Source organism: Hwangdonia lutea, from assembly GCF_032814565.1.
GTDB lineage: Bacteria > Bacteroidota > Bacteroidia > Flavobacteriales > Flavobacteriaceae > Hwangdonia > Hwangdonia lutea.
Map to the genome: position 1 here is coordinate 1592099 of NZ_CP136521.1, position 24122 is coordinate 1616220.

The 24122-nt window shown below is 37.3% G+C and carries 15 protein-coding genes; 11 read left to right on the top strand and 4 right to left on the bottom strand.

The window, feature by feature from the left end; translation table 11 throughout:
- Positions 1–7 precede the first annotated feature (7 nt).
- Positions 8–1003 (bottom strand): tRNA dihydrouridine synthase DusB, encoded by a 996-nt coding sequence (dusB, locus tag RNZ46_RS06870; protein ID WP_316984637.1) that lies wholly within the window; start codon positions 1001–1003, stop codon positions 8–10.
- 137 nt (positions 1004–1140) lie between these two features.
- Between dusB and lepA the strand changes: the two genes are divergently transcribed.
- The 7 genes from lepA (at position 1141) to RNZ46_RS06905 (ending at position 14177) form a co-directional block, all read left to right on the top strand.
- Entirely contained in the window at positions 1141–2937 is a 1797-nt protein-coding gene (gene lepA / locus RNZ46_RS06875) for a translation elongation factor 4 (RefSeq protein WP_316984638.1), read from the top strand.
- A gap of 547 nt (positions 2938–3484) precedes the next feature.
- Complete coding sequence (gene glgA / locus RNZ46_RS06880; protein ID WP_316984639.1) at positions 3485–4687, top strand: glycogen synthase; 1203 nt, start codon at positions 3485–3487, stop codon at positions 4685–4687.
- A 72-nt stretch (positions 4688–4759) separates the two neighbouring features.
- Entirely contained in the window at positions 4760–6025 is a 1266-nt protein-coding gene (locus RNZ46_RS06885) for a glucose-1-phosphate adenylyltransferase (RefSeq protein ID WP_316984640.1), read from the top strand.
- Positions 6026–6145: 120 nt separating this feature from the next.
- A complete protein-coding gene (locus RNZ46_RS06890; protein ID WP_316984641.1) occupies positions 6146–8083 on the top strand; it encodes an alpha-1,4-glucan--maltose-1-phosphate maltosyltransferase in 1938 nt (645 codons plus the stop codon).
- Position 8084: 1 nt separating this feature from the next.
- Entirely contained in the window at positions 8085–9716 is a 1632-nt protein-coding gene (locus RNZ46_RS06895; RefSeq protein WP_316984642.1) for a trehalose synthase, read from the top strand.
- Between the two features lie 10 nt (positions 9717–9726).
- Positions 9727–11637 carry a 1,4-alpha-glucan branching protein GlgB gene (glgB, locus tag RNZ46_RS06900; protein ID WP_316984643.1) on the top strand — a complete coding sequence of 637 codons (1911 nt, stop codon included), beginning with the start codon at positions 9727–9729 and terminating at the stop codon, positions 11635–11637.
- Positions 11638–11777: 140 nt separating this feature from the next.
- Positions 11778–14177: a glycoside hydrolase family 31 protein gene (locus RNZ46_RS06905; RefSeq protein WP_316984644.1), complete on the top strand. Its 2400-nt coding sequence runs from the start codon at positions 11778–11780 to the stop codon at positions 14175–14177.
- A gap of 59 nt (positions 14178–14236) precedes the next feature.
- Here RNZ46_RS06905 and RNZ46_RS06910 read toward each other — a convergent pair whose 3' ends face one another.
- Positions 14237–16072, bottom strand: a complete 1836-nt coding sequence (locus RNZ46_RS06910) for a cation:proton antiporter (RefSeq protein WP_316984645.1) — start codon at positions 16070–16072, stop codon at positions 14237–14239.
- An 85-nt stretch (positions 16073–16157) separates the two neighbouring features.
- On the opposite strand from RNZ46_RS06910, the gene RNZ46_RS06915 reads away from it, so the two are divergent.
- Positions 16158–17018, top strand: coding sequence for a universal stress protein (locus tag RNZ46_RS06915; RefSeq protein WP_316984646.1), 861 nt, complete (start codon positions 16158–16160; stop codon positions 17016–17018).
- Positions 17015–19228 (top strand): SulP family inorganic anion transporter, encoded by a 2214-nt coding sequence (locus RNZ46_RS06920; protein WP_316984647.1) that lies wholly within the window; start codon positions 17015–17017, stop codon positions 19226–19228. Before RNZ46_RS06915 ends, RNZ46_RS06920 begins: the two co-directional genes overlap by 4 nt.
- Here the strand turns inward: RNZ46_RS06920 and RNZ46_RS06925 are convergent.
- Positions 19225–20994, bottom strand: a complete 1770-nt coding sequence (locus RNZ46_RS06925; RefSeq protein WP_316984648.1) for an SLC13 family permease — start codon at positions 20992–20994, stop codon at positions 19225–19227. The two genes, RNZ46_RS06920 and RNZ46_RS06925, sit on opposite strands and share 4 nt — an antisense overlap.
- A 23-nt stretch (positions 20995–21017) precedes the next feature.
- Positions 21018–21338: a DUF202 domain-containing protein gene (locus tag RNZ46_RS06930; protein WP_316984649.1), complete on the bottom strand. Its 321-nt coding sequence runs from the start codon at positions 21336–21338 to the stop codon at positions 21018–21020.
- A gap of 260 nt (positions 21339–21598) precedes the next feature.
- On the opposite strand from RNZ46_RS06930, the gene RNZ46_RS06935 reads away from it, so the two are divergent.
- Both RNZ46_RS06935 and RNZ46_RS06940 read left to right on the top strand, forming a co-directional pair.
- Positions 21599–22459 carry an MBL fold metallo-hydrolase gene (locus tag RNZ46_RS06935; RefSeq protein WP_316984650.1) on the top strand — a complete coding sequence of 287 codons (861 nt, stop codon included), beginning with the start codon at positions 21599–21601 and terminating at the stop codon, positions 22457–22459.
- Positions 22460–22476: 17 nt separating this feature from the next.
- Entirely contained in the window at positions 22477–24075 is a 1599-nt protein-coding gene (locus RNZ46_RS06940; protein WP_316984651.1) for a S8 family peptidase, read from the top strand.
- Positions 24076–24122 lie beyond the last annotated feature (47 nt).

Consider the following 24122-nt stretch of genomic DNA (forward strand, 5'->3'; position numbering starts at 1 on the left):
CAAAAAACTACTCCACAAATTCATAACCCGCAAACTTTTCCAACACGGTATCAAAAGCAGCAAATACGTCTTTAGAGGCGTCGCTGGTTACCATTTTCATGCGGTGTTCCTTAAAATGCGGTATCCCTTTAAAGTAATTGGTGTAATGGCGGCGGGTTTCAAAAACACCCAAAATTTCGCCTTTCCAATCTATCGCCATCTGTAAGTGTCGGCGAGCCGCTTCAACACGTTCTTCCAAAGAAATGGGTGCTAAATGTTCGCCGGTTTTAAAGAAGTGTTTTACCTGTTTAAAAAACCACGGATTGCCAATGCTGGCACGACCAATCATGGCGCCATCCAGTCCGTAGCTATCGCGCATTTCCATGGCTTTTTCCGGCGAGGTAATATCGCCATTTCCAAACACGGGAATATGCATGCGCGGGTTGTTTTTTACATCGGCTATGGGTTTCCAATCGGCATCGCCCTTATACATTTGGGCTCGTGTACGCCCGTGAATAGCAATGGCTTTACAGCCCACATCCTGCAAGCGTTCGGCTACCTCAACAATTTTTATGGAGTCGTGGTCCCAGCCCAAACGGGTTTTTACCGTAATAGGAATGTTGGTACGTTTTACCATTTCGGCAGTCAATTTTTCCATCAGGCAGACATCTTTTAAAATGCCAGCGCCAGCGCCTTTGCTCACCACTTTTTTTACGGGACAGCCAAAATTAATATCGATAATATCAGGTTTTGATGCCGAAACAATATCTATGGTTTGCAGCATACTATCTAAATTCGCGCCGAAAATTTGAATACCAACAGGCCGTTCTTTTTCGTAAATATCAAGCTTCATTACACTTTTTGCGGCGTTGCGTATTAAGCCTTCACTCGATACAAACTCGGTATACACCACATCGGCACCCTGTTCTTTACACAAAGCACGAAATGGCGGATCGCTCACATCTTCCATCGGGGCTAAAAGCAACGGAAAATCAGGGAGTTCTATGTTATCTATTTTTACCACAATTATATTTTGGATTGCAAAAGTATTGAAAATGAATGAAATATTTATAAAAGTACCCTTCAATACCCTAAAAACAATAAATATATCCAGATAAAATCATCTATATTTGCAACATCTTTTTATGAAGATTATTGACTATGAAGAATATTAGAAATTTTTGCATCATTGCCCATATAGATCACGGTAAAAGCACGCTTGCCGACCGTTTGTTGGACTACACAGGCTCTGTAACCGCCAGGGAAAAACAGGACCAATTATTGGATAGCATGGATTTGGAACGCGAACGCGGGATTACCATAAAATCGCACGCCATTCAAATGGACTATGAATATAAGGGCGAAAAATTCATTCTCAATTTAATTGATACCCCTGGTCACGTAGATTTTAGTTACGAGGTGTCACGGTCTATTGCAGCCTGCGAAGGGGCCTTGCTTATTGTTGATGCCGCGCAAAGCATACAAGCGCAAACCATTTCTAATTTATATTTAGCCTTGGAAAACGATTTGGAGATTATTCCAATTCTTAATAAAGTCGATTTACCCAGCGCCAACCCCGAAGAAGTGACCGATGATATTGTAGATTTACTTGGTTGCGACCCCGAAGAAGTGATTCACGCCAGTGGAAAAACTGGTTTTGGTGTCGACAATATTTTAGAAGCCATCATCAAGCGTGTTCCTGCACCAAAAGGCGACCCCGATGCGCCATTGCAAGCTTTAATTTTCGATTCGGTTTACAACACCTTCAGAGGTATTGAAACGTACTTTAGAGTCTTTAACGGCGAAATTAAAAAAGGTCAGCACATTAAATTTGTCGCTACAGGAAAAGATTATTATGCCGACGAGGTAGGCACTTTAAAACTAAATCAAGTTGCCAAACAAAGTGTAAAAGCTGGTGATGTGGGTTATTTAATTACCGGAATAAAAACGGCCAAAGAAGTGAAAGTTGGCGATACCATCACCGATTTTGCCAAACCAACCACCAATATTGTTGAAGGTTTTGAAGATGTAAAACCTATGGTATTTGCCGGTATTTACCCTGTTGATACCGAAGATTATGAAGAGCTGAGAGCCTCGATGGAAAAACTTCAGTTAAATGATGCCTCACTTGTATTTCAACCCGAAAGTTCGGCGGCTTTAGGTTTTGGTTTCCGCTGTGGTTTTTTAGGCATGCTTCACATGGAAATTATCCAAGAACGCTTAGAGCGCGAGTTTGATATGACGGTAATTACAACCGTACCCAATGTGTCGTACCACGCATACACCAACAAAAATACCGATGAAGTCATTATTGTAAATAACCCATCAGACTTACCCGATCCTTCAACCATCGACCGAGTAGAAGAGCCATATATAAAAGCAACCATTATCACAAAAGCCGATTTTGTTGGAAATGTCATGTCGCTGTGTATTGAAAAACGCGGTATTATTACCAATCAAACCTATTTAACACCAGAACGTGTTGAGTTGACTTTTGAAATGCCTCTGGCAGAAATTGTTTTCGATTTTTACGATCGTTTAAAAACCGTTTCTAAAGGCTATGCTTCTTTTGATTATCACCCTATTGGAATGAAAGTTTCAAAACTAGTTCGTTTAGATATATTATTAAATGCCCAACCGGTTGATGCCCTATCAGCATTAATACACGCAGATAATGCCCAAAATATAGGTCGTAAAATGTGCGAAAAATTGAGAGAACTAATACCACGGCAGCAATTCGACATTCCTATTCAAGCGGCTATTGGAGCCAAAATCATTTCTAGGGAAACCATAAAAGCTCTCCGTAAAGATGTGACTGCAAAATGCTACGGTGGCGATATTTCGCGAAAGCGTAAACTTTTGGAAAAACAGAAAAAAGGTAAAAAACGTATGCGACAGGTGGGTAATGTAGAAATTCCGCAACAAGCATTTATGGCCGTTTTAAAACTGAATGATTAAATACGCTTCAAAATATTTTAACTTTTAAGAGTTTACTTTTTAATCCATTAAATTGTTACGTGTTTATTAATTTTTAAAACCCGAATAGTCCCTACTGGATGTGCTTTTTATTTCATTATAGGAATTAAAGTAAAATTCGAATTTTCTTATCTTTTTTTATTGATAATTTCCTTTTATCGGGCGAATACCTTTTTTTTCGTAAAAATAAAATTACCTCAAAATTGTTGACAATTATTTTGTATGTTTATAACACAGTAAACATCATTAATGGTTAAACCTTTGGTAAATACCTAAAAACACTGTGTTTAACTCGCACTGAATTTTAATTTTTTTTACGTCTAGCCATGCATTGTTATTAACATTTTTACGGATTTAGCAAGCTTTAGGTTGATTTTCAATTAATAAACAAACCGCTTTTTTAATTGCTTTTTTTGATGTTTTACTGAACCATTTGATTTGAAATGGGCATAAGCAAATAAGTTTTAAAATGCTATTTTGCTTTGCGCATAACATCTTATTAATTCAACAAAACAATAAAGAACAATAGATGAAAGCACTTTTTTACACTAGAGAATTTCCACCTTATGTTTACGGTGGCGCAGGAGTTCATGTTGAATATTTAGCTGGCGAACTAACCAAACTCATGGAGGTGGATGTAAGATGTTTTGGAGACCAAAATAACACATCGGATAATTTAACTGTAAAAGGCTTTCCGTTTGATGATGGTGTATTTAAAAACTCAGAGGATAAACTAAAATCCGTTTTTAAAACACTAAGCACCTGCCTGCACATGAATGCAGATCCCATTGATGCCGACGTGGTACATTGCCACACCTGGTACGCGCATTTTGCCGGCATTGTAGCTAAATTGTGCTACGGCACCCCGCTTGTTATTACCACGCACTCGCTCGAGCCATTAAGACCGTGGAAAAGGGAACAGTTAGGACGAGGTTACGATGCGTCGTCGTGGGTTGAAAAAACAGCCATAGAAATGGCAGATGCCCTAATTGCCGTTTCAGAGGAAACCAAAGACGATGTTATCAAACATTTTAATGTTGACGAAAGCAAAATACACGTTATTTACAACGGTATTAATCTGCAACAATATATTACCACTTCTGAAACCTCAACCTTAGATGAATATGGGGTTGACAAAACAAAACCTTATGTACTTTTTGTGGGTAGAATTACGCGTCAAAAAGGCATCATTCATTTGGTAAATGCCATAAAATACATCGACCCAAACACGCAAATAGTACTTTGTGCCGGAGCACCCGATACACCGGAAATCGGTAAAGAAATGGAAGACGCTGTTAATGAGGTGAAAAAAACAAGAGATAACGTTATTTGGATTGATAAGATGGTTACCAAAGAAGAAATCATTCAGTTATACTCGCATGCCGATGTGTTTTGCTGCCCCTCAATTTACGAACCTTTTGGCATTATAAATATCGAGGCCATGGCGTGTAACACGGCTGTTGTAGCTAGTGCGGTTGGCGGCATAAAGGAAGTGGTTGTGCATGGCGAAACAGGACTTTTAATTCCTTTGGAACAACAAAAAGAAGCACCTTTTGAACCTATTGACCCCGATAAATTCTCTAGAGATTTGGCCGATGGCGTTAATAACGTAATTAACGATAAAGCCCTCAGGGAAACCATGGCAAAAAACGGGAGGAAGCGCGTTGAAGATCATTTTGACTGGGTTGCCATAGCCAAACAAGTCGAAACATTATATAAATCTTTAACATAAAAGTTGTAAATTACAGAAGCACACGGCTTTTTAAAAAACTATATTTTATAATAACCTAAACCACAGCTAAAAATGATAAACAACAAAGTATTAGCCATAATATTAGGTGGCGGCCAAGGCTCAAGACTATATCCGTTAACAGAAGCAAGATCAAAACCGGCCGTTCCTATTGCCGGGAAATACAGATTAGTAGATATCCCTATCTCAAATTGCATCAATTCGGATATTAAACGCATGTTCGTATTAACGCAATTCAACTCGGCCTCGTTGAATAAGCATATCAAAAACACCTATCATTTTAGTTTTTTTAGCAGTGCTTTTGTCGACATTTTAGCCGCTGAGCAAACACCCAATCATAAAACCTGGTTTCAAGGGACTGCGGATGCCGTTCGCAAGAGCATGCACCATTTTTTAAAACATGAATTCGATTATTTTTTAATACTTTCCGGAGATCAATTATATCAAATGGATTATGAAAAAATGATTGATGCCCATGTCGAAGCCGAAGCTAAAATATCCATTGCCACCATTCCCGTTACCGCTAAAGAGGCAACAGAATTTGGGATTTTAAAAGCAGACAATTCTAATATCATTACCTCATTTATTGAAAAACCAGATGCCAGTTTATTACCAGATTGGACATCGGAAGTAAGTGACGACATGAAAAGCCAAGGTAGAGATTACTTAGCATCAATGGGCATTTATATCTTTAACAGGGATTTATTAACCGAGTTAATGCAAAATCCAGATACCAATGACTTTGGAAAAGAAATCATTCCTCAAAGTATAGAAACCCAAAAAACACTGAGTTACCAATACGAAGGGTATTGGACCGATATTGGAAACATAGATTCATTCTTTGAAGCCAACATTGGGCTTACCGCCGATATTCCTAAGTTCGATTTATACGATAAGAAAAAACGAATCTATACCCATGCGCGCATGTTGCCCACTTCAAAAATTGCAGGCACCATGTTAGAAAAGGCCGTAATAGCCGAAGGTTGTATTATCAGCGCTGCGAAAATAGAACAATCTGTAATTGGTATTCGTTCTAGAATTGGCGACGAATCAACCGTTATAAACACCTATATGATGGGATCAGATTATTACGAAAACAATTTAATAATTGATAGAAATGAAACCCCGGTTTTATTGGGTATTGGCCAGCGTTGCTTTATTAAAAATGCGATTTTAGATAAAAATTGTCGCATTGGTGATGATGTTAGAATAAACGGAGGCGCACATTTAGAGGAAGTTGAAACAGATACGTATATGATTAAACAAGGTATTGTGGTTATTAAAAAAGGCGCTACAATCCCACCGGGATTTGTTATTTAAAAAATTATCCCAAAATTCTGATAACTTAAAAAACCGAGACTAAAAAAACTTTTATTTTTCTTATGCCAATTTGGCTATACTTTAGTATCCGATTTGATTGGCAACATATAATCAACAAACATGCAAGACCAAAGAAGAGTTGTAATAGACTATGTTTCGCCTAGCGTTAACTGTGGCGAATTTTATATTAAACGCGTAGTAAACGAAATTGTTAATATTGAGGCTTACATAATGGCCGATGGGCACGATGTACTGGGAGCATCGGTTTTATATAAACACGAAAAGGCTAAAAAATGGCAGGAGACGAGAATGCGTTTGCTATCGAATGATGAATGGCAAGCGGCTTTTACGGTTGAAAAACAAGGCTTCTACACTTATAAAGTACAGGCATGGGTTGATTACGCCTTAAATTGGAGGCACGGTTTAATCCGAAAAATAAACGACGGTCAGCATGTGCGTTCAGAATTATTGGAAGGCGTTCAGTTTATTGAGGCTATTTTAGATAAAGTAAATGCTGAAGATAAAACCTATTTAAATCACCTGTATCGTATTTTTCAGGATGAAAACGATTATGGCGAAGCCATTACCGAAGCCAGCACAAAAAAACTTTATGAGCTGTTTTATAATAATCCGGTAAAAATCCTTGAGAACACCTCAAAAGAATACCGCGTTTATGTTGATAGAAAAAAAGCACGGTTCAGTACGTGGTACGAATTCTTTCCACGTTCAGCATCAGAAAAAGAAGGGGTTCATGGTACCTTTAAGGATTGCGAGCGTTTGCTTCCTAGAATAAAAAATATGGGTTTCGATGTGGTTTACTTACCTCCCATTCACCCTATTGGCGAAGTTAACCGAAAAGGAAAAAACAACACCACCGAAGCTAAAGATGGCGATGTGGGTTCCACTTGGGGCGTAGGCTCTAAACATGGCGGGCATAAAGATATTCATCCGGAATTAGGCTCGCTTTCCGATTTTAAATCCCTAATTAAAAAGGCCAAGGAAAACAACTTGGAAATTGCTATGGATTATGCATTGCAAGCAGCTCCAGATCACCCATGGGTTAAAGACCACCCAAAATGGTTTAAATGGCGACCGGACGGCACCGTGCAATATGCCGAAAATCCACCAAAAAAATACCAAGATATTTTACCCATTTACTGGGAAAGTGAAGATTATAAAAACCTTTGGAAAGAATGCTTGGATATTTTAATGTATTGGATAGATTGTGGCATTCACATTTTTAGAGTTGATAATCCACACACCAAACCTTTTTATTTTTGGCATTGGATTATCGCCAAGGTGAAAGCAAAACATCCCGATGTTATCTTTTTAGCCGAAGCTTTTACCGCACCAAAAGTAATGCAGCAACTTGCCAAACAAGGCTACACACAGTCTTACACTTATTTTACTTGGCGGGAAAGCAAACACGAACTTATTGAATATATAGAAGAACTAACAAAAAGCGAATTACGCGAATATATGCAGCCAAATTTCTGGCCAAATACACCAGATATCAATCCGTATCATTTACAAGGCGCCAACGAGTCCATGCACATGCTACGCTATACGCTGGCAGCCACTTTAAGCTCTTGTATTGGTATTTATGGCCCTGTTTTTGAATACATGCATTCAAGTCCTTTGCTTGGGAAAGAAGAATATCTTAATTCAGAAAAATTCCAAATCACACATTACGATTGGGATATTCAAAACAAGCTAATTACTATTATATCGAAAATAAATCATATAAGGCACAACAATCCTGCACTCCAGCAAACCAATAACATTAAATTCTGCCATATAGCAAATGATAATTTAATAGCTTTTTATAAATGGAATGACGACCGTACCAATGAGTTGTTTGTAGTAATTAGCCTCGATTCGAAACATTCGCAACAGGGCAACGTACAAGTCCCACTGCACGATTTAAAAGTACATCACGGTCAAAATATAGAAATGCACGATTTAATTACAGACAGTCGCTACAATTGGAATAGCGAATGGTGCTATGTGGAATTGCATCCAACCATGCCATTTCATATCTTCAAGATAAATAAATAGTATGCCAGAACAAGCTTCTATATCAGCCTTAAACCAACCTTTTAAGTTTAATAAAAGTTGGAACGAACTGCTTGATAGCAATGAATTTGTAAAAGTTTTTCTATCGGATGTTTTAGAAGATTACATGGTTAAGCAACGTTGGTACGGTGGTAAATCGAGCCAATTGAAATATATCGAACTCGCTGAATATTTTAAAATCCAACAGCACGGGGAAGTTTATTTCGGACTGATATTGGAGGTTAATTTTGTTGAAGCTTTTTATCAGCATTACTTTTTACCTATTGCATTTGTAACCGATGAGAATTTTGCACAAAACGATAGAATTCTTCCCATTGAAATTAACAACAAAAAGGGCTATATTATTGATGCCGTTAACTTAGAAGCTTTTAGAAAACTGGCTTTTGAGCGCATTGCATCGGCAGAGCCTAAAGACACCACAAAAGTACAATACCACAAAAGCCATTTGTTTGAAAATAAAACCTACGAATCGTCAAGGTTTATGGGTGTGGAACAAAGCAACACCTCTTTAGTTTACAACGAAAAGTATGTGTTAAAATTTTTCAGACGCATTTTTGCAGATAAAAATCCAGATTACGAAATGAGTCGGTTTTTATCAGAAAAAAAAGAGTTCCAAAACACCCCTTCGTATTTGGGAAGTATTAATTTAGTAGATTCTGAAAACACTAATCTTACTATAGGTTTATTGCAAGAAATGATTCCCAACCAGGGCGACGCATGGACGTATATGCTAAAAGAACTGCACAAGGTGTTTTCAAATTTAGAATACAAAAACATTAATATTGACACCCTTCCAAATACCGAATTATATCAGCGTTTAAGCATTCAAGATATACCGCCACAAATTATAGATTGGGCAGGTTTAAGCCTGTTTAATCAGGTTAAAACCTTGGCAAAACGCACCGCCGAAATGCACATTGCATTGGGTTCAGAATTTGAAGAAACCGCCTTTACTCCAGCCCATTATAACGGCGATTATTCGGTTTGGTTGAAAAACAAAATGCTCCATCAATTTCAAAACAGGCTAAATGCAATTGAAAACAATATGCACAGATTGGAGGGCTTAGCCTTGGTGTTAGCCAACGAATTTGTCGATAAAAAAAACAGCATCAGAAAGCGTTTTGTAAATTTTGATTGGACTAAATTAAAAGGCGAGCGCATCCGTATTCATGGCGACTATCATTTAGGCCAGATTTTAGTGAAGGACAACGATTTTTACATTATAGATTTTGAAGGCGAACCCGAAAGCACCATCCGCGACCGGAAAGTAAAACAACCACCCTTAAAAGATGTTGCGGGATTATTTCGGTCTTTTCACTATGCCATTTACGCAACCATATTCAATAATGGCAAAACCCATTACAAGGCCAATCAAGAGGCGTTATTTAAAGCTTCAGAAGTATTATACCGTTACATTACGGGCTTGTTTTTAGGAACCTATGTGACCGAAACACAAAACGCAAATTTAAACTTAGGATACAATCAAGAACGCATATTTATATTAAAATACTGCTTATTGGAAAAGGCAGTTTACGAGTTGGGTTACGAGCTCAATTCCCGACCCGAATGGGCCGTAATTCCTTTGAAAGGAATATCTAACATAATAAATCATTAATCTATAATCTATGGCACAGGTAAAAGTACACAGTCTATTTACAGAATTCGATATCAACCTTTTTAAAGCCGGGAAACATTTTAGGCTTTACGAAAAATTTGGTTCTCATCTTATTACAGTTGATGGTATTGATGGTGTATATTTTGCAGTTTGGGCACCCACGGCAAAACAGGTTTCTGTAATTGGCGATTTTAATTATTGGATGGAAGGCGAACACCAATTAAACGTACGTTGGGATTCCAGTGGTATTTGGGAAGGCTTTATTCCGCTTGTTGAAAAAGGGGCGATATATAAATATAAAATACAGAGCAACAACAACGATATAAAAACTGAAAAAGCAGACCCTTATGCAAGGCGCTATGAGCACAATCCAAAAACAGCCTCTATAGTTTGGGACGACGATTATAAGTGGAAAGACAAAAACTGGATGAAAACGCGTAAAAAACACAATGCGTTAGATGCGCCCTTTTCGGTTTACGAAGTCCATTTGGGATCTTGGAAAAAGCAGGTGGAAGAAAATCGGTTTCTGTCCTATTACGAGCTTGCCGACGATTTGGTTAACTATGTAAAAGACATGAATTTTACACACGTCGAGTTTATGCCAATTATGGAGTTTCCGTACGACCCCTCTTGGGGTTATCAAGTTACGGGGTATTTTGCACCAACATCGCGCTTTGGCTATCCCGAAGAATTCAAGTATTTAGTTGATAAATTCCATCAAGCCGGAATAGGCATTATTTTAGATTGGGTGCCATCACATTTTCCAGAAGACGCCCACGGATTGGGGTTCTTTGATGGTTCGAACCTATACGAACACCCTGATAAACGCAAAGGTTACCATCAAGATTGGAAAAGTTTGATTTTTAATTATGAACGCAATGAAGTGCGTTCGTTTTTAATAAGTAATGCCGTGTTTTGGCTAGACCAATACCACGCCGATGGTTTACGTGTTGATGCCGTTGCCTCTATGCTGTTTTTAGATTATTCGAGAGAAGATGGCGAATGGGAACCAAATATACATGGCGGCAGGGAAAACCTAGCCGTGATAAGCTTTTTAAAGGAATTGAATGAAGAAGTTTACAGCTCTTTCCCTGATGTGCAAACCATAGCTGAAGAATCAACCGCATTTCCGGGCGTTTCCAAACCCGTGTTTTTGGGCGGTTTAGGTTTTGGCATGAAATGGATGATGGGTTGGATGCACGATACTTTAGAGTATTTTGCCAAAGACCCAATCTATAGAAAATTCCATCAAAACGATATTACCTTTAGTTTGGCTTATGCCTTTTCTGAAAACTTTATGTTACCGCTTTCGCACGACGAGGTGGTGTACGGCAAAAAATCTATTCTGGGGCGAATGCCTGGAGACGAGTGGCAGCGCTTTGCCAACCTCCGTCTTTTATACAGCTACATGTTTACGCATCCCGGAACAAAACTGGTATTTATGGGTGGCGAATTTGGGCAACAAGACGAGTGGGATTTTGAAGGTAGCTTAGATTGGAATTTATTGGAATTCAAATCGCATAAAAACTTTCAACACTTTTTTAAAGCCCTAAACAGCTTATACAATACCACACCGGCTTTATTCGAAAAAGCATTTAGCAGCGAAGGGTTTGAGTGGATTAGTTTCGATGACCACGAAAACTGTGTTTTATCGTATATCCGAAAAGGAAAAAAAGCAGCAGACGATGTGGTTGTAGTCTGTAATTTAACGCCAACGGTTAGAGAAAAATATCGCATCGGCGTTACCAAAAAAGGCAAACTAACCGAGATTTTTAATAGCGACGAAAAAGCCTTTGGAGGCAGCGGTATTTCAAATTCAAAAGAAATTGGCATAAAAAAACAATCTTGGAACGGAAAAGATTATTCGGCAGAAATTACACTTCCACCACTTGGTGTTTCCATATTTAAATTCAAGCAATAAGCAGTCCTTACGTAAAACACAATTATTTCGCTGATTGATTGTGTTTTATGTAACCAAACTCCTTAATTTTTATTGAAATTTTATCTTTAAAATATAATGATTTTAGTACTTTCGGCAATTAATTAAATTGCTAATCATTTATGATTTTAAATACCCAATTAGAATACAAGGGAGACTTGTTTCCTGCTACCATAAAGACCTACAAAAAAGATGTGGATGTTCTGCATTTTTCAACTACAAATAACGTTATCCTTCAACTTACTGTTTTAAGAGATAGCGTTTTAAGATTTAGATATACCACCGTTGGTAAATTTGAAAATGATTTTTCTTATGCTATTGATGAAAATGCAAGCAGAGGCTACAATCATTTGGAAATTTCTGATGACGATGAAAAATACATTGTTACTACATCAAAGCTAATCTGCCACATTTATAAATCGGATTTAAGAAAATCTATCTTTGATGCTAAAGATAAATCCCTTATCTGCGAAGACGAAAAAGGCTTCCACTGGGAAGAAAGTTACGAGTTAGGCGGCGACATTGTTAAAATGAGCAAAGCCGCTCAAAACGGAGAAAGCTATTACGGTTTAGGCGACAAACCAAATCACTTAAACTTAAAAGGAAAGCGATTTGAAAACTGGGCCACCGATTCTTATGCCTATGGCAAAGACACAGACCCTATTTACAAAGCCATTCCGTTTTACACGGCATTACACGATAACAAATCATACGGGATTTTCTTTGATAATACCTTTAAAACCTATTTCGATTTTTGCCACGAACGCAGAAACGTAACCAGTTTTTGGGCACAGGGTGGCGAAATGAACTATTACTTTATTTACGGCCCTAAAATGATTGATGTGGTTTCAAATTATACCGATTTAACCGGTACCCCTGAATTGCCGCCACTTTGGGCATTAGGTTACCACCAGTGTAAATGGAGTTATTATCCAGAATCTAACGTTAAGGAAATCACCTCAAAATTTAGAGAATTAAATATTCCCTGTGATGCGATTTATTTAGACATTGATTACATGGACGGGTTCCGTTGTTTTACATGGAATAAAGATTATTTTCCAGACCCAAAACGCATGGTTAAAGAGCTTGCCGACGACGGGTTTAAAACCGTGGCCATTATAGATCCAGGCATCAAAATCGATATGGATTACGATGTTTTCCGCGAGGGACTGGAAAAAGACTATTTCTGTAAACGTGCCGATGGCCCGTACATGAAAGGTAAAGTGTGGCCCGGGGAATGTTATTTCCCAGATTTCACAAGACCAGAGGTTAGAAAATGGTGGGCTGGATTATTTAAAGAGCTCATAGAAGATATTGGCGTAAAAGGTGTTTGGAACGATATGAACGAACCTGCAGTTATGGACGTTCCGGGAAAAACATTCCCCAACGATGTAAGGCACGATTACGACGGCAACCCTTGTAGCCACCGTAAAGCACATAACATTTATGGCATGCAAATGGCACGCGCCACCTACCATGGTTTAAAAAAGTTTAATTACCCAAAGCGCCCATTTGTAATTACACGATCGGCCTATTCGGGTACACAGCGCTACACCTCCACTTGGATGGGAGACAACGTAGCCTCTTGGGAGCATTTACAAATAGCAAATATCCAAGCGCAGCGTTTAGCCTTGTCGGGCTTCTCTTTTGCGGGATCGGATATTGGTGGATTTGCGGAGCAACCTAACGGAGAACTTTACGCCCGTTGGATTCAACTTGGGGTTTTTCACCCATTTTGTAGAACCCATTCATCCGGTGATCATGGCGACCAAGAACCTTGGGCTTTTGATGACGACATAACAAACATTGTACGTAAGTTTATCGAAATTAGATACCAATTACTACCTTATTTGTATACCGCATTTCACCAATATTCGCAAGATAATGTGCCTATGTTAAAATCGTTGGTATTATTTGATCAAGACGATTCTCAAACACATTACCGCACTGATGAATTTGTTTGTGGTAATCAGCTGTTAATTTGCCCCGTAAACGAACCAAACGCAAAAGGAAGGCGTATGTACATTCCAAAAGGCGAATGGTATAATTTCTGGACCAATGAGTTGGTTTTAGGCGGTAAAGAAACTTGGGTAGATGCCGATTTAGACAGCATGCCAATTTTTGTAAAAGCGGGTGCTATTATTCCTAAATATCCCGTACAACAGTATGTTGGAGAAAAATCGATTGATGAGTTAACCCTTGACGTTTATTATAAACACGGTAAAGAAGATTCTGAATTGTACGAAGACGCCAATGATGGGTTTGATTACAAAAAAGGACGTTACAGTTTAAGAAAGTTCAATTTATCTGGAAATGACAATAAATTGGTAATTCGAATTCATAAAAGAGGAAAATACGAAACTCCTTACGAAACTTTTAAATTTAATTTAATTGGACTACCTTTTAAAGTAAAATCGATAAAAGTTGATAATGAATATATTGATTTGAAAGATGTTAAATTTAATGGAGATAATTCACTTGTTCTTTCCAAAGGATTTACAAACCTGCAAATAAAAGGATAATAAATCCTTTAAACTTAATTCAAAAAGCCCTTTCAAAACAATTTTGAAAGGGCTTTTTATTATACTTTTTCCACATCAAAAGGTTTTCCTAAATACACCAATTGAAATCCGTCTTCAATTTTATCAACCTCCATGTTATAAGACGATATAATATGAAGCTCATCTTCATTGTCTTTTATAAATAACGGTATAATATCCTTGTCCTCATTGGTTATTTTAATTAGGCTTTCGTAATGTTCTTTATCCTTTAAATCAATTTCCTGAATTGATGGATGCCTTCTTGTTAATTCTATTAAAGCGCTAAAATCATCAGTGTGTGAAAACAAACCTTCTCTTGGATTGTTATTCTCATCTAACATCTCGTTTGTTGTTACTAATCTAAACGATCCGTTTTCACCAAATTGCTTGCTAAATTTATTTATAGCGTATTTATTTATATCTGGATTTCCGGTAAGCGCCATTAAATAGCCCATGTCGTTTAACTCGATATTATCCATCAATCTGTCCGAATATATATTTGTGGTTATGGCTTCCAGCCCCAGTTCTTTTGCTTTTTGTATGTTTCTTTCATTACTATCAATAAGTACCACATGCCTATTGTTTGTATGAAGATAATGCCCGAGCAATCTAGATATCTTAGATGCACCTACGATTAATATACCTTCCGATTTTGTTAAAAACACACCCACCAATTTTGCAAACCGTCGCGCTGTTGTAGCGTTTAATAAAACGGTTCCTAAAACAATCATAAACACTAAAGGCGTAATGTATTCAGCACCTGCAACACCTTGACGTAACAGTTTACTACCAAATAACGACGCAATTCCGGCGGCCACAATTCCGCGCGGTCCAACCCAACTAATAAACAGTTTTTCGTTAAGCTTTAAATTAGACCCGAGTGTACTTAAAAACACCGCCAAAGGCCTAATAACAAATACAATAACAGCAAAAAGTATAACGGTTTTCCAGGTGTAAAGCAGCATTAAATCATCAATATCAATGTTTGCCGCCAATAGAATGAATAAAATAGAAATTAATAAAACACTTAACGATTCTTTAAAGTAGAGCAGTTCTTTTAGGTTTTCCAACTTACTATTGCCCAAAACCATACCCATAACTACAACCGCTAAAAGTCCAGATTCGTGAGCAAAAACTTCAGATTCAACAAAAACCAATAGTACTGTGGATAGCGACACAACATTAAGCAGATAGTGCGGAATTAACTTTTTATTAATCGCAAAGGCCAAGGCGTGCGCAAAGGTAAACCCGAAAGTTGTGCCAAAAAGAATAATTTTACCAAACTCCATAAAGGCCGTTTTTGTAAAACCGCTGTCGCCACCAACACTTATAAACTCAAACACCAATACAGCCACCAAAGCACCAATGGGGTCTATTAAAATACCTTCCCATTTTAACACGGTAGAAACATCTTTTTTAAGCGGAATATTTCTTAATATCGGTGTAATTACGGTGGGTCCGGTAACAATAACCAAGCCTGCAAATAAAAAGGATAGTTCCCAACTTAAATCAAAAATAAAACGAGCCAATATACCGGCACCAAAAAATGTAATGGCAGAACCTAAGGTGATTAATTTAGTAATAACGGGACCCACATTCTTTATTTCTGCTCGCTTTAAGGTTAAGCCACCCTCAAAAAGAATAATACTTATGGCCAGCGATACAAAATAGTATAAACCTTCGCCCGGAAACAGCCCTTTTTTACCATTCCAAATAGGCTCAATCCATTTAGAACCATCTGCACTTAAATATTCGGCAGCTATTGGTCCTACAAACAACCCTATTAAAATTAAGGGTAAAATGGCGGGGATTTTAAATTTCCATGCTACCCATTGCGCTAATATGCCTAAAATGATAATACCTGCTAATTCTAACATAAATATTTTTTAAGGCACTAATTTAAGTAAAACAGATGATTCCATGTTTTTAAAAAAATACTATCTTTCAGCTTTCTGAAAAAAATTGATAGAAACCGTGTCGTTAAAACCCTTTAAAAGTATTGGAATTGGTGTCGCTTATTCACCCAACTTAAAAGCCAATCTCTTTGAAGCCGCTCGGTTAGCCATATTTTTTGGTTCTAAACTGTTTTTAATACACGTTGGAGAAAACTCCGAGGAAAAAATAAACATGCTCAAAGTTATTCTAAATAGCTTTGAAAAAGACAACCTAGATTACGAAGTGGTTTTTAAAATAGGTAATCCGGTAGACGTGATTTTATCAACCACGGATGAAAAGAAAATAGACCTTTTAATTCTTGGCGCCTTACAGCGCGAGCAGTTTTTAAAATATTACGTAGGCTCCATTGCCAGAAAAATTACGCGTAACGCTAAATGCTCTGTTTTACTGTTGATAAAACCTGCGGTTGAACGCGTGCCCTGTGACCATATTGTGGTTAACGGCTTAAAAGACCCGAAAACAGAGCAAACCATTAAGTTGGCTTTTTATGTTGCCACGAAGTTAAGCACTGAAAAAATTACGATTGTTGAAGAAATTAAGCAAGACCAAATTGCGGTAAAAGTTGATGATGATAAATCCCTAAGACGCGCCAATATTATTAAAGAACGTATTAAACTTAGGGAAAACTCCAGAATAAAGGAAATTATAAGCCATATTCCCGAAACTTACACCCAAAACAAAACCATAAAATTACAGCCTATTTTTGGTAAAAAAGGGTATTCTATTGGTCATTATGCACAAATTTCTCGAGCCGATTTATTAGTGATGAATGCCCCATCAAAAATGACGTTCTGGGATCGCTTGTTCCCACACGATATCGAGCATATTTTAACCGAATTACCAACCGATGTATTGATTTTACAATGAGTCCGAAAAAAAATAATTTAAGAGCCTTTATTAAGGATTTGCCTAAAAATATTTTTTCGGGGTTTGTAGTGAGCCTTATTGCATTGCCATTGGGTTTAGGCCTTGCCATGGCCAGTGATGCCCCTCCCATTGCAGGTATTATTACTGGTGTTGTTGGTGGTATTGCCGTGTCTATTTTAGGCGGAAGCCATGTTACTATTGTTGGGCTGGGAAATGGTATGGTTGGTGTTACTTTAGTCGCTATAACTACGCTTGGGCTTGAAAGTGCTTATGTAGCTATTATGTGCTCTGGTATTTTGTTGGTGCTTTTAGGGGTGTTTAGAATGGGCGCTCTTGCCGATTTTTTTCCATCGTCTGCCATTCAGGGTATGCTTGCAGCTATTGGGCTTATTATTTTAGGCAAACAATTTCATATTATGCTTGCGCATAGAATCCAGCGCGAGGATACTATTGATTATCTTTTTGAAATTCCCTTTTCTATTAACGACGCCATAAATTACAAAAATACAGGCTTAATTTATGCTGCATTGGCTGGTATTTTAGGCTTGGTTATCATGTTGTTTTATTCAAAAATCAGGAATAAATATTTACAGCTTATCCCTGCCCCTATGTGGATTGTATTGTTATCCATAGGGTTCAGTTACTATTTTGAGTTTGGTTTGCACGAGCCCAATCCTATCGCTAAAGAATATATGATTTCTGGCATTCCAACCATTCAAAATATAATTTCGGATATTCCAACACCAGATTTTAGCAATATATGGTCGTTTTCATTTTGGGGCAGTGTTTTGGGTTTAACGTTTATTTCGGGCATCGAATCGCTATTGAGCATTAAAGCGGTTGATAAATTAGACCCGGAAAAAAGGCGCTCCAATGTTAACAGAGACCTTAAAGGATTGGGATTGGCTACGGTTGGTAGCGGACTTTTGGGCGGGTTGAATGTGGTAACCGTTATTGCGCGTAGCTCGGTTAATGTAAACAATGGCGCGAGCAACCGGTCGTCAAACTTTTTTCATGCCGTTTTTTTAGTGTTATTTATTGTTTTGTTTAGTACACAACTCACCAGGATTCCGCTGCCGGCATTAATGGCTATATTAGTTTACGCCGGCTATAAATTAGCATCGCCACGCATTGTTACCAAAATATTTTCAATAGGCAAAGAGCAACTTATCATTTTTTTAGTAACCTTGATTCTAACTTTAAAAATAGGATTGATAACAGGTATAATCGCTGGCGTAATAACCACTTTAATCATTCATTTTATTATTAATAAAAGTGTTGGACTATTTTTTAGAAACGTTTTAAAACCCAATGTTTTAATGTTTAAGGAGAGTGGCGACGACAACAACTATTACGTAAGTGTTAAACATTTTTGCAGTTTTTTGAATTATTACAGGCTTAAAAGACAGCTTGATGCGGTACCAGAAAATGAAGATGTAATTGTAGATTTTTCACTGTGTGAATTTGTTGATCACACGGTTATGGAAAACATGAATAGCTACCAAGAATTATTTGATAAACGAGGTGGACATTTTGATGTTATTGGGTTGGACATGCACGATACCGATTCCAAACACCCATTTGCTTTAAGGCGCATGCTTCCCGTGCCAAGAATTATAAAAAACAGTTTAACAAGGCGCCAAACCAATATGGAGATTTTGGCCGAAGACTACCACTTTGATTACCATCCTAAAAAAGAAAAAGAGGTGTCGTTTTTAAATCAGTTTCAGTTTTTCAGCACGAAGCATATCAATCATATTTACAATAAATTAGAGCACAGGAAAAACGCGATTTCTTTATTTGATATCGAATTTTCAGAAGGTGAACTTATCGCTAAAGAAGTGGTGCGCTCTACCATGCTTCATATCGAATTAAATCACACCATCCCAAAATTTACCTTAGATCGAGAAGGTTTTTTGGAAAAGGTGTCGGCGCTTGCAGGTTTTAAGGATATCGACATTGAAAACCACGACGATTTTTCCGATCGTTTTTATTTGCAGGGCGAAAACGAAAAGGCCATTAGCGCTTTTTTTAATGACGATGTAACGCATTTTTTTGAGAGTAACCCATACTACCACGTGGAATCTAACGGAAACTCAATATTGATTTTCGGAAAGGAACGTTTAGCCAGTATAAAAGAGATTAAAGCCTTGTTCGACTTTGGTAAGCGTTTAAAGCAAACCATTACAACCCTGCCTGACAAAGCTTAAAAAGGAAAAAAATAAGGAATAATAAACGACGCTGCCAACCATATTAAAATATTAAGAGGCGTTCCTATTTTTAAAAAATCGGTAAACTTGTAATTTCCCGGAGCATAAACCATGGTATTTGTTGGATAGCTCATGGGTGTCATAAAAGTAAGCGAGCAGGCAAACATTACAGCCACCAAAAAAGGACGTTCGCTAATTTGCATACCCTGCGCCAGACTAATTACAATGGGCACCATTAAGGCCGCAGCCGCTTTACTGGAAATTAAGTTGGTACATATTAATGTAAACAGGTAAATTATGCTTAAGGTAATATGTGCACTATATTGCCCCAAGGTATCTTGAATAAAATTGGCAATTAAAGTAGCTCCTCCTGTTTTTTCAAGTGCGGTACCCATTGAAAGTACGCCCGCCATCATAAAAATGACTTTCCATTCTACGGTTTTATATGCTTCAATGGGTTTTAAAACGCCCAATAATATCATTAATAAGGCACCTACCATGGCGCTTATTAAAATAGATGTGAGGTTAACCGCAGCAGCTAAAACAACTCCAATTCCAATTAAAACTGCAGGAATAGCTTTTTTATAATTGGTGTTCTTTTTTTTGTATTCAGAAAGCCTAACAATTAAGTTGTGAGATTCCAGGTTGTTTATTTCTGCCTCCTCGCCCAACATGAGCAACATATCGCCCTCTTTTAAGATAACGTTATTAAGTTTGTGGTATTTAACCTCTCCGCGTTGGCGAATGGCAATAACCGAAGAGTTATATTGTCTTCTAAAATTAATTTGCTTTAATGAGTTTTCCGATAAACCTGAACCAAAAGGAATAATAACTTCGTACAAAGTGAAGGTTTGGTATTTGTCTTCGGCTTTTTTCATGCGTTTACTGCCTTTAACACTGTAACCTTCAATATCCAATAATCTGGATAATGTTTCCGGAGGAGCAATAATTTTTAATATATCGCCTTCTAAAACCTTGGTGTTAACATCAAAATTGTGTTTTAAAATGTCATTGCGAAGTATGGAAAGAATATTTACATTAAAATCTTTAACAAGCATGGTGTTTTCAATGGGCACACCTATATCCTTGCAATTTTTATCAACATATAATTCAGTAATATATGTTTCGGCCTTTCGGGTAAACTCTTGGTTTGCACCTCTGCTTTTAGGTAATAAAATAGGACCTAAAACAAAAATATAAGCAAACCCAATTGCCAACAAACATAAGGCTGCGGTGCTAAACTCAAACATGCCAAACTCTTCGACACCATATTTTTTTGCATAGCTGCTTACCAAAATGTTGGTAGAAGTGCCTATTAAAGTGCAAGTACCCCCAAAAAGAGCCGCAAAAGAAATGGGCATAAGCAACATGCTAGGTGCTATTTTGGTTTCTTTACAAACCGTTAAAGCAATTGGAAGTAATAAGGCCACAACAGCAGTATCATTAACAAATGCCGAAAACAAGCCGGAAATACTGCAAAAAACAATTAACGCAATACTATAGTGTATTTTTGCAAGTTTTATAATTTTATAGCTTAATCCATCTAAAATACCAGAGCTAAAAATGCCCCCGCTTACAACAAAAATACAGCCCAATGTTATGGTCGCTGGATGGTTAAACCCCGAAAAACCTTCTTCAGGACTTAATACACCGGCAATAATAAACAGGGCCATAATAAGTATTGAAGTCGTATCAATTGAAAAATAATCTTTAACAAAAAGAAAAACTCCAAACAGTATAATGACAAAAGTTATTATAAGGTCCATTTAGTGTTTGTTTTTATTACGCACTAGTTATTTATATTATTCTCTTGCTTTTCACTCATATAATACAGTCTTTTTAAGCTCTTTTTTAATAGAGTAAACCTATAAATTCCTATAACAAAAAAAATAGCACTAAAAACTAAAGATAATAATGCCAGATATTCAAAATTTGAAAACTCTTTAAGCTGAAAAAACGCTATGCCTCCCAAAAGCAAATACAGCGACGAGCGGATATACGACAAAAGTGTTCTTTCATTTGCAAGTCGTGTGCGTTCTATGGCCAGATAATCTCTTAATATTACCTCTTGGTCTGGTTTAAAATCTCGACCAAATCTCAATAGTTTCATTTTTTTCATATTAAATGGAGGTTTTACCAAACGTTTCATTACCAATTTGTTTTAACATACTTAAATGTAATTTATTTTTTAGGTGTTTCAAAATTTGATGCTTGTCGATTTCTTAATATATTCTTAACCTTCATAAGAATTCACAATAGATTTCTTAATTTTACGCCGCTATGAAATGAGTCTTATTAAATTTTTGATATCGCCCGTAAAATTTAATGACGAATTACATCTGACATATAAAAAACAATAACTATTAACAGATGAACTTATACCCCATTAATGCCGGAAATTTTAAGCTCGATGGTGGCGCCATGTTTGGTGTGGTTCCAAAATCGTTGTGGCAACGTACCAATCCTGCCGATGCCAATAATATGATTGATATTGCCGCACGCTGCTTGCTTATTGAAGATGGTAATCGCCTTATTTTAATAGATAATGGCATGGGCGACAAACAATCCAGTAAATTTTTTGGTTACTATCACCCATGGGGAAACGACACTTTAGATAGCTCACTTAAAAAACACGGGTTTCATAAAGATGATGTTACCGATGTGTTTTTAACGCATTTACATTTTGACCACTGCGGCGGAAGCATAAAATGGAACAGCCAAAAAACTGGTTACGAAACCGCATTTAAAAATGCACATTTTTGGAGCAACAAAAACCATTGGCAGTGGGCTACCCAACCCAACATACGTGAACGCGCTTCGTTTTTAAAGGAGAATATTTTACCTATGGAAGAAAGTGGGCAATTAAAATTTACCGCCCTTCCGGATACCGATTTACTTAAAAACTCAGCCCTTGGTTTCGATATATTTTTTGCCAATGGGCACACCGATAAGCAAATGATTCCTATGATTAACTACAAGGGGAAAACCATTTGTTTTATGGCCGATTTACTGCCAACCGTTGGGCATTTGCCCTTGCCCTATGTTATGGGTTACGATACTAGACCCCTTTTAACTTTAGACGAAAAAGAAAAATTTTTAAACCTAGCCGCCGATAATAATTTCTATCTATTTTTAGAGCACGATGCCCATAACGAAATTATTACCGTAAAACACACTGAAAAAGGCGTGCGATTGGCTAATATTTTTACAACAAACGATATATTCAATTAACTTATAATTTATTACAAATGAACTTAAAAAAATCATTCCTACTTACCGCATTAATAGCGTCAATATTTTACGGCTGTGGCGGTACCGCAAACATCATTTCAACCCCGGTTGAAAACATTGATGCCATCCCATTAAAGGTTTCAGAATTAACCGAAGCCGAAAAACAAAATTGGGGCCATTTAGATTTGGTACAAGACACCATTCCCGGGATGAGTGTAGATAAAGCTTACGCTGAAATTATTAAAAACAAAAAAGGAAAATCGGTTATTGTGGCTGTTATCGATTCTGGTATTGATATCGATCACGAAGATTTGAACGCCAACATTTGGACCAACACAAAAGAAATTCCGAACAACGGAAAAGACGATGATAATAATGGTTATGTTGACGATATTCACGGCTGGAATTTTTTAGGAGATGCCTACGATGAGCAATTGGAGTATGTACGCTTAATTGCCAGCGGAGACACCTCTAACCCGCGTTACAACGAAGCTGTGGCTTTACATGAAAAAGAATCAAAAAAATATTTGGAAACCAAAACCAGATACGACCAAATAGCCATGGCTGTTAAAAATGCCGACGACATTTTAACCCAACATTTTGGAAAAAGCGATTACAGCATTGAAGAGGTGAATAAAATTGAAACCGAAGACCAAAATTTATCTCAAGCTATTCAAATTGCTAAGAGTATGGATCTAAACGATTTAACTTTAGCTGAAGCCAAAAAAGAAATTAACGATGCGTTAGTAAGCATTAACGAACGTTTAAATTATCATTTTAATAAAGATTTTAGAGGGCGAACTACTGGAGATGATATTAACGATTTATCTGATGTAGGTTACGGCAATGGCAATGTTAAACCCGTAAAAAAAGCGGAATCTCACGGTACACATGTTGCCGGTATTATTGCAGCGGTACGCAACAACGGAAAAGGCGCAAATGGGGTTGCCAATAACGTTGAAATTATGTCTATAAGAGCTGTACCAAACGGCGATGAATACGATAAAGATGTTGCTTTGGCTATTCGCTACGCTGTAGATAATGGCGCTAAAGTAATTAACGGTAGTTTTGGTAAATCGTTTTCACCACACGCCCAATGGGTAAGAGATGCTATAAAATATGCTTCTGATAACGATGTGGTATTTGTACATGCGGCCGGTAACTCTGGCGAAAATGTTGATGTTGAGCCTAATTTCCCTGATGATAATGTTAATTTTGTTGAAATTTCAAACACCTATATTCGTGTTGGTTCCTTAACTTCAAAGTACGGGTCTACTATGGTTTCAACCTTTTCAAACTACGGTAAAAAGAATGTGGATGTATTTGCTCCCGGGTCTGCAATCTATTCTACATTCCCTGAAAACGAATACAAGAGCATTAGCGGAACTTCTATGGCAGCTCCTGCGGTTGCTGGTGTTGCGGCGTTAATTCGTTCGTATTTCCCAAAATTAACTGCGGCGCAGGTAAAACAGGTTATTTTAGATTCCGGACTTGCAGTTAAAACCAAAGTTATTGTTGGTGGCGATACCAATAACGTAAAACCTTTTGCCGATTTATCAAAATCATCAAAAATAGTTAACGCCTATAATGCATTGATCATGGCGTCAAAAATTTAAATAATTAAGAATTTATATTAAAAAGAGAGGCTAATAATAGTCTCTCT

Excerpts from the sequence above, each read along its gene's own strand:
- lepA (WP_316984638.1), top strand. The coding sequence starts at position 1,141 with ATGAAGAATATTAGAAATTTTTGCATCATTGCCCATATAGATCACGGT.
- glgA (WP_316984639.1), top strand. The coding sequence starts at position 3,485 with ATGAAAGCACTTTTTTACACTAGAGAATTTCCACCTTATGTTTACGGT.
- RNZ46_RS06885 (WP_316984640.1), top strand. The coding sequence starts at position 4,760 with ATGATAAACAACAAAGTATTAGCCATAATATTAGGTGGCGGCCAAGGC.
- RNZ46_RS06890 (WP_316984641.1), top strand. The coding sequence starts at position 6,146 with ATGCAAGACCAAAGAAGAGTTGTAATAGACTATGTTTCGCCTAGCGTT.
- RNZ46_RS06895 (WP_316984642.1), top strand. The coding sequence starts at position 8,085 with ATGCCAGAACAAGCTTCTATATCAGCCTTAAACCAACCTTTTAAGTTT.
- glgB (WP_316984643.1), top strand. The coding sequence starts at position 9,727 with ATGGCACAGGTAAAAGTACACAGTCTATTTACAGAATTCGATATCAAC.
- RNZ46_RS06905 (WP_316984644.1), top strand. The coding sequence starts at position 11,778 with ATGATTTTAAATACCCAATTAGAATACAAGGGAGACTTGTTTCCTGCT.
- RNZ46_RS06910 (WP_316984645.1), bottom strand. The coding sequence starts at position 16,072 with ATGTTAGAATTAGCAGGTATTATCATTTTAGGCATATTAGCGCAATGG.
- RNZ46_RS06920 (WP_316984647.1), top strand. The coding sequence starts at position 17,015 with ATGAGTCCGAAAAAAAATAATTTAAGAGCCTTTATTAAGGATTTGCCT.
- RNZ46_RS06925 (WP_316984648.1), bottom strand. The coding sequence starts at position 20,994 with ATGGACCTTATAATAACTTTTGTCATTATACTGTTTGGAGTTTTTCTT.
- RNZ46_RS06930 (WP_316984649.1), bottom strand. The coding sequence starts at position 21,338 with ATGAAACTATTGAGATTTGGTCGAGATTTTAAACCAGACCAAGAGGTA.
- RNZ46_RS06935 (WP_316984650.1), top strand. The coding sequence starts at position 21,599 with ATGAACTTATACCCCATTAATGCCGGAAATTTTAAGCTCGATGGTGGC.
- RNZ46_RS06940 (WP_316984651.1), top strand. The coding sequence starts at position 22,477 with ATGAACTTAAAAAAATCATTCCTACTTACCGCATTAATAGCGTCAATA.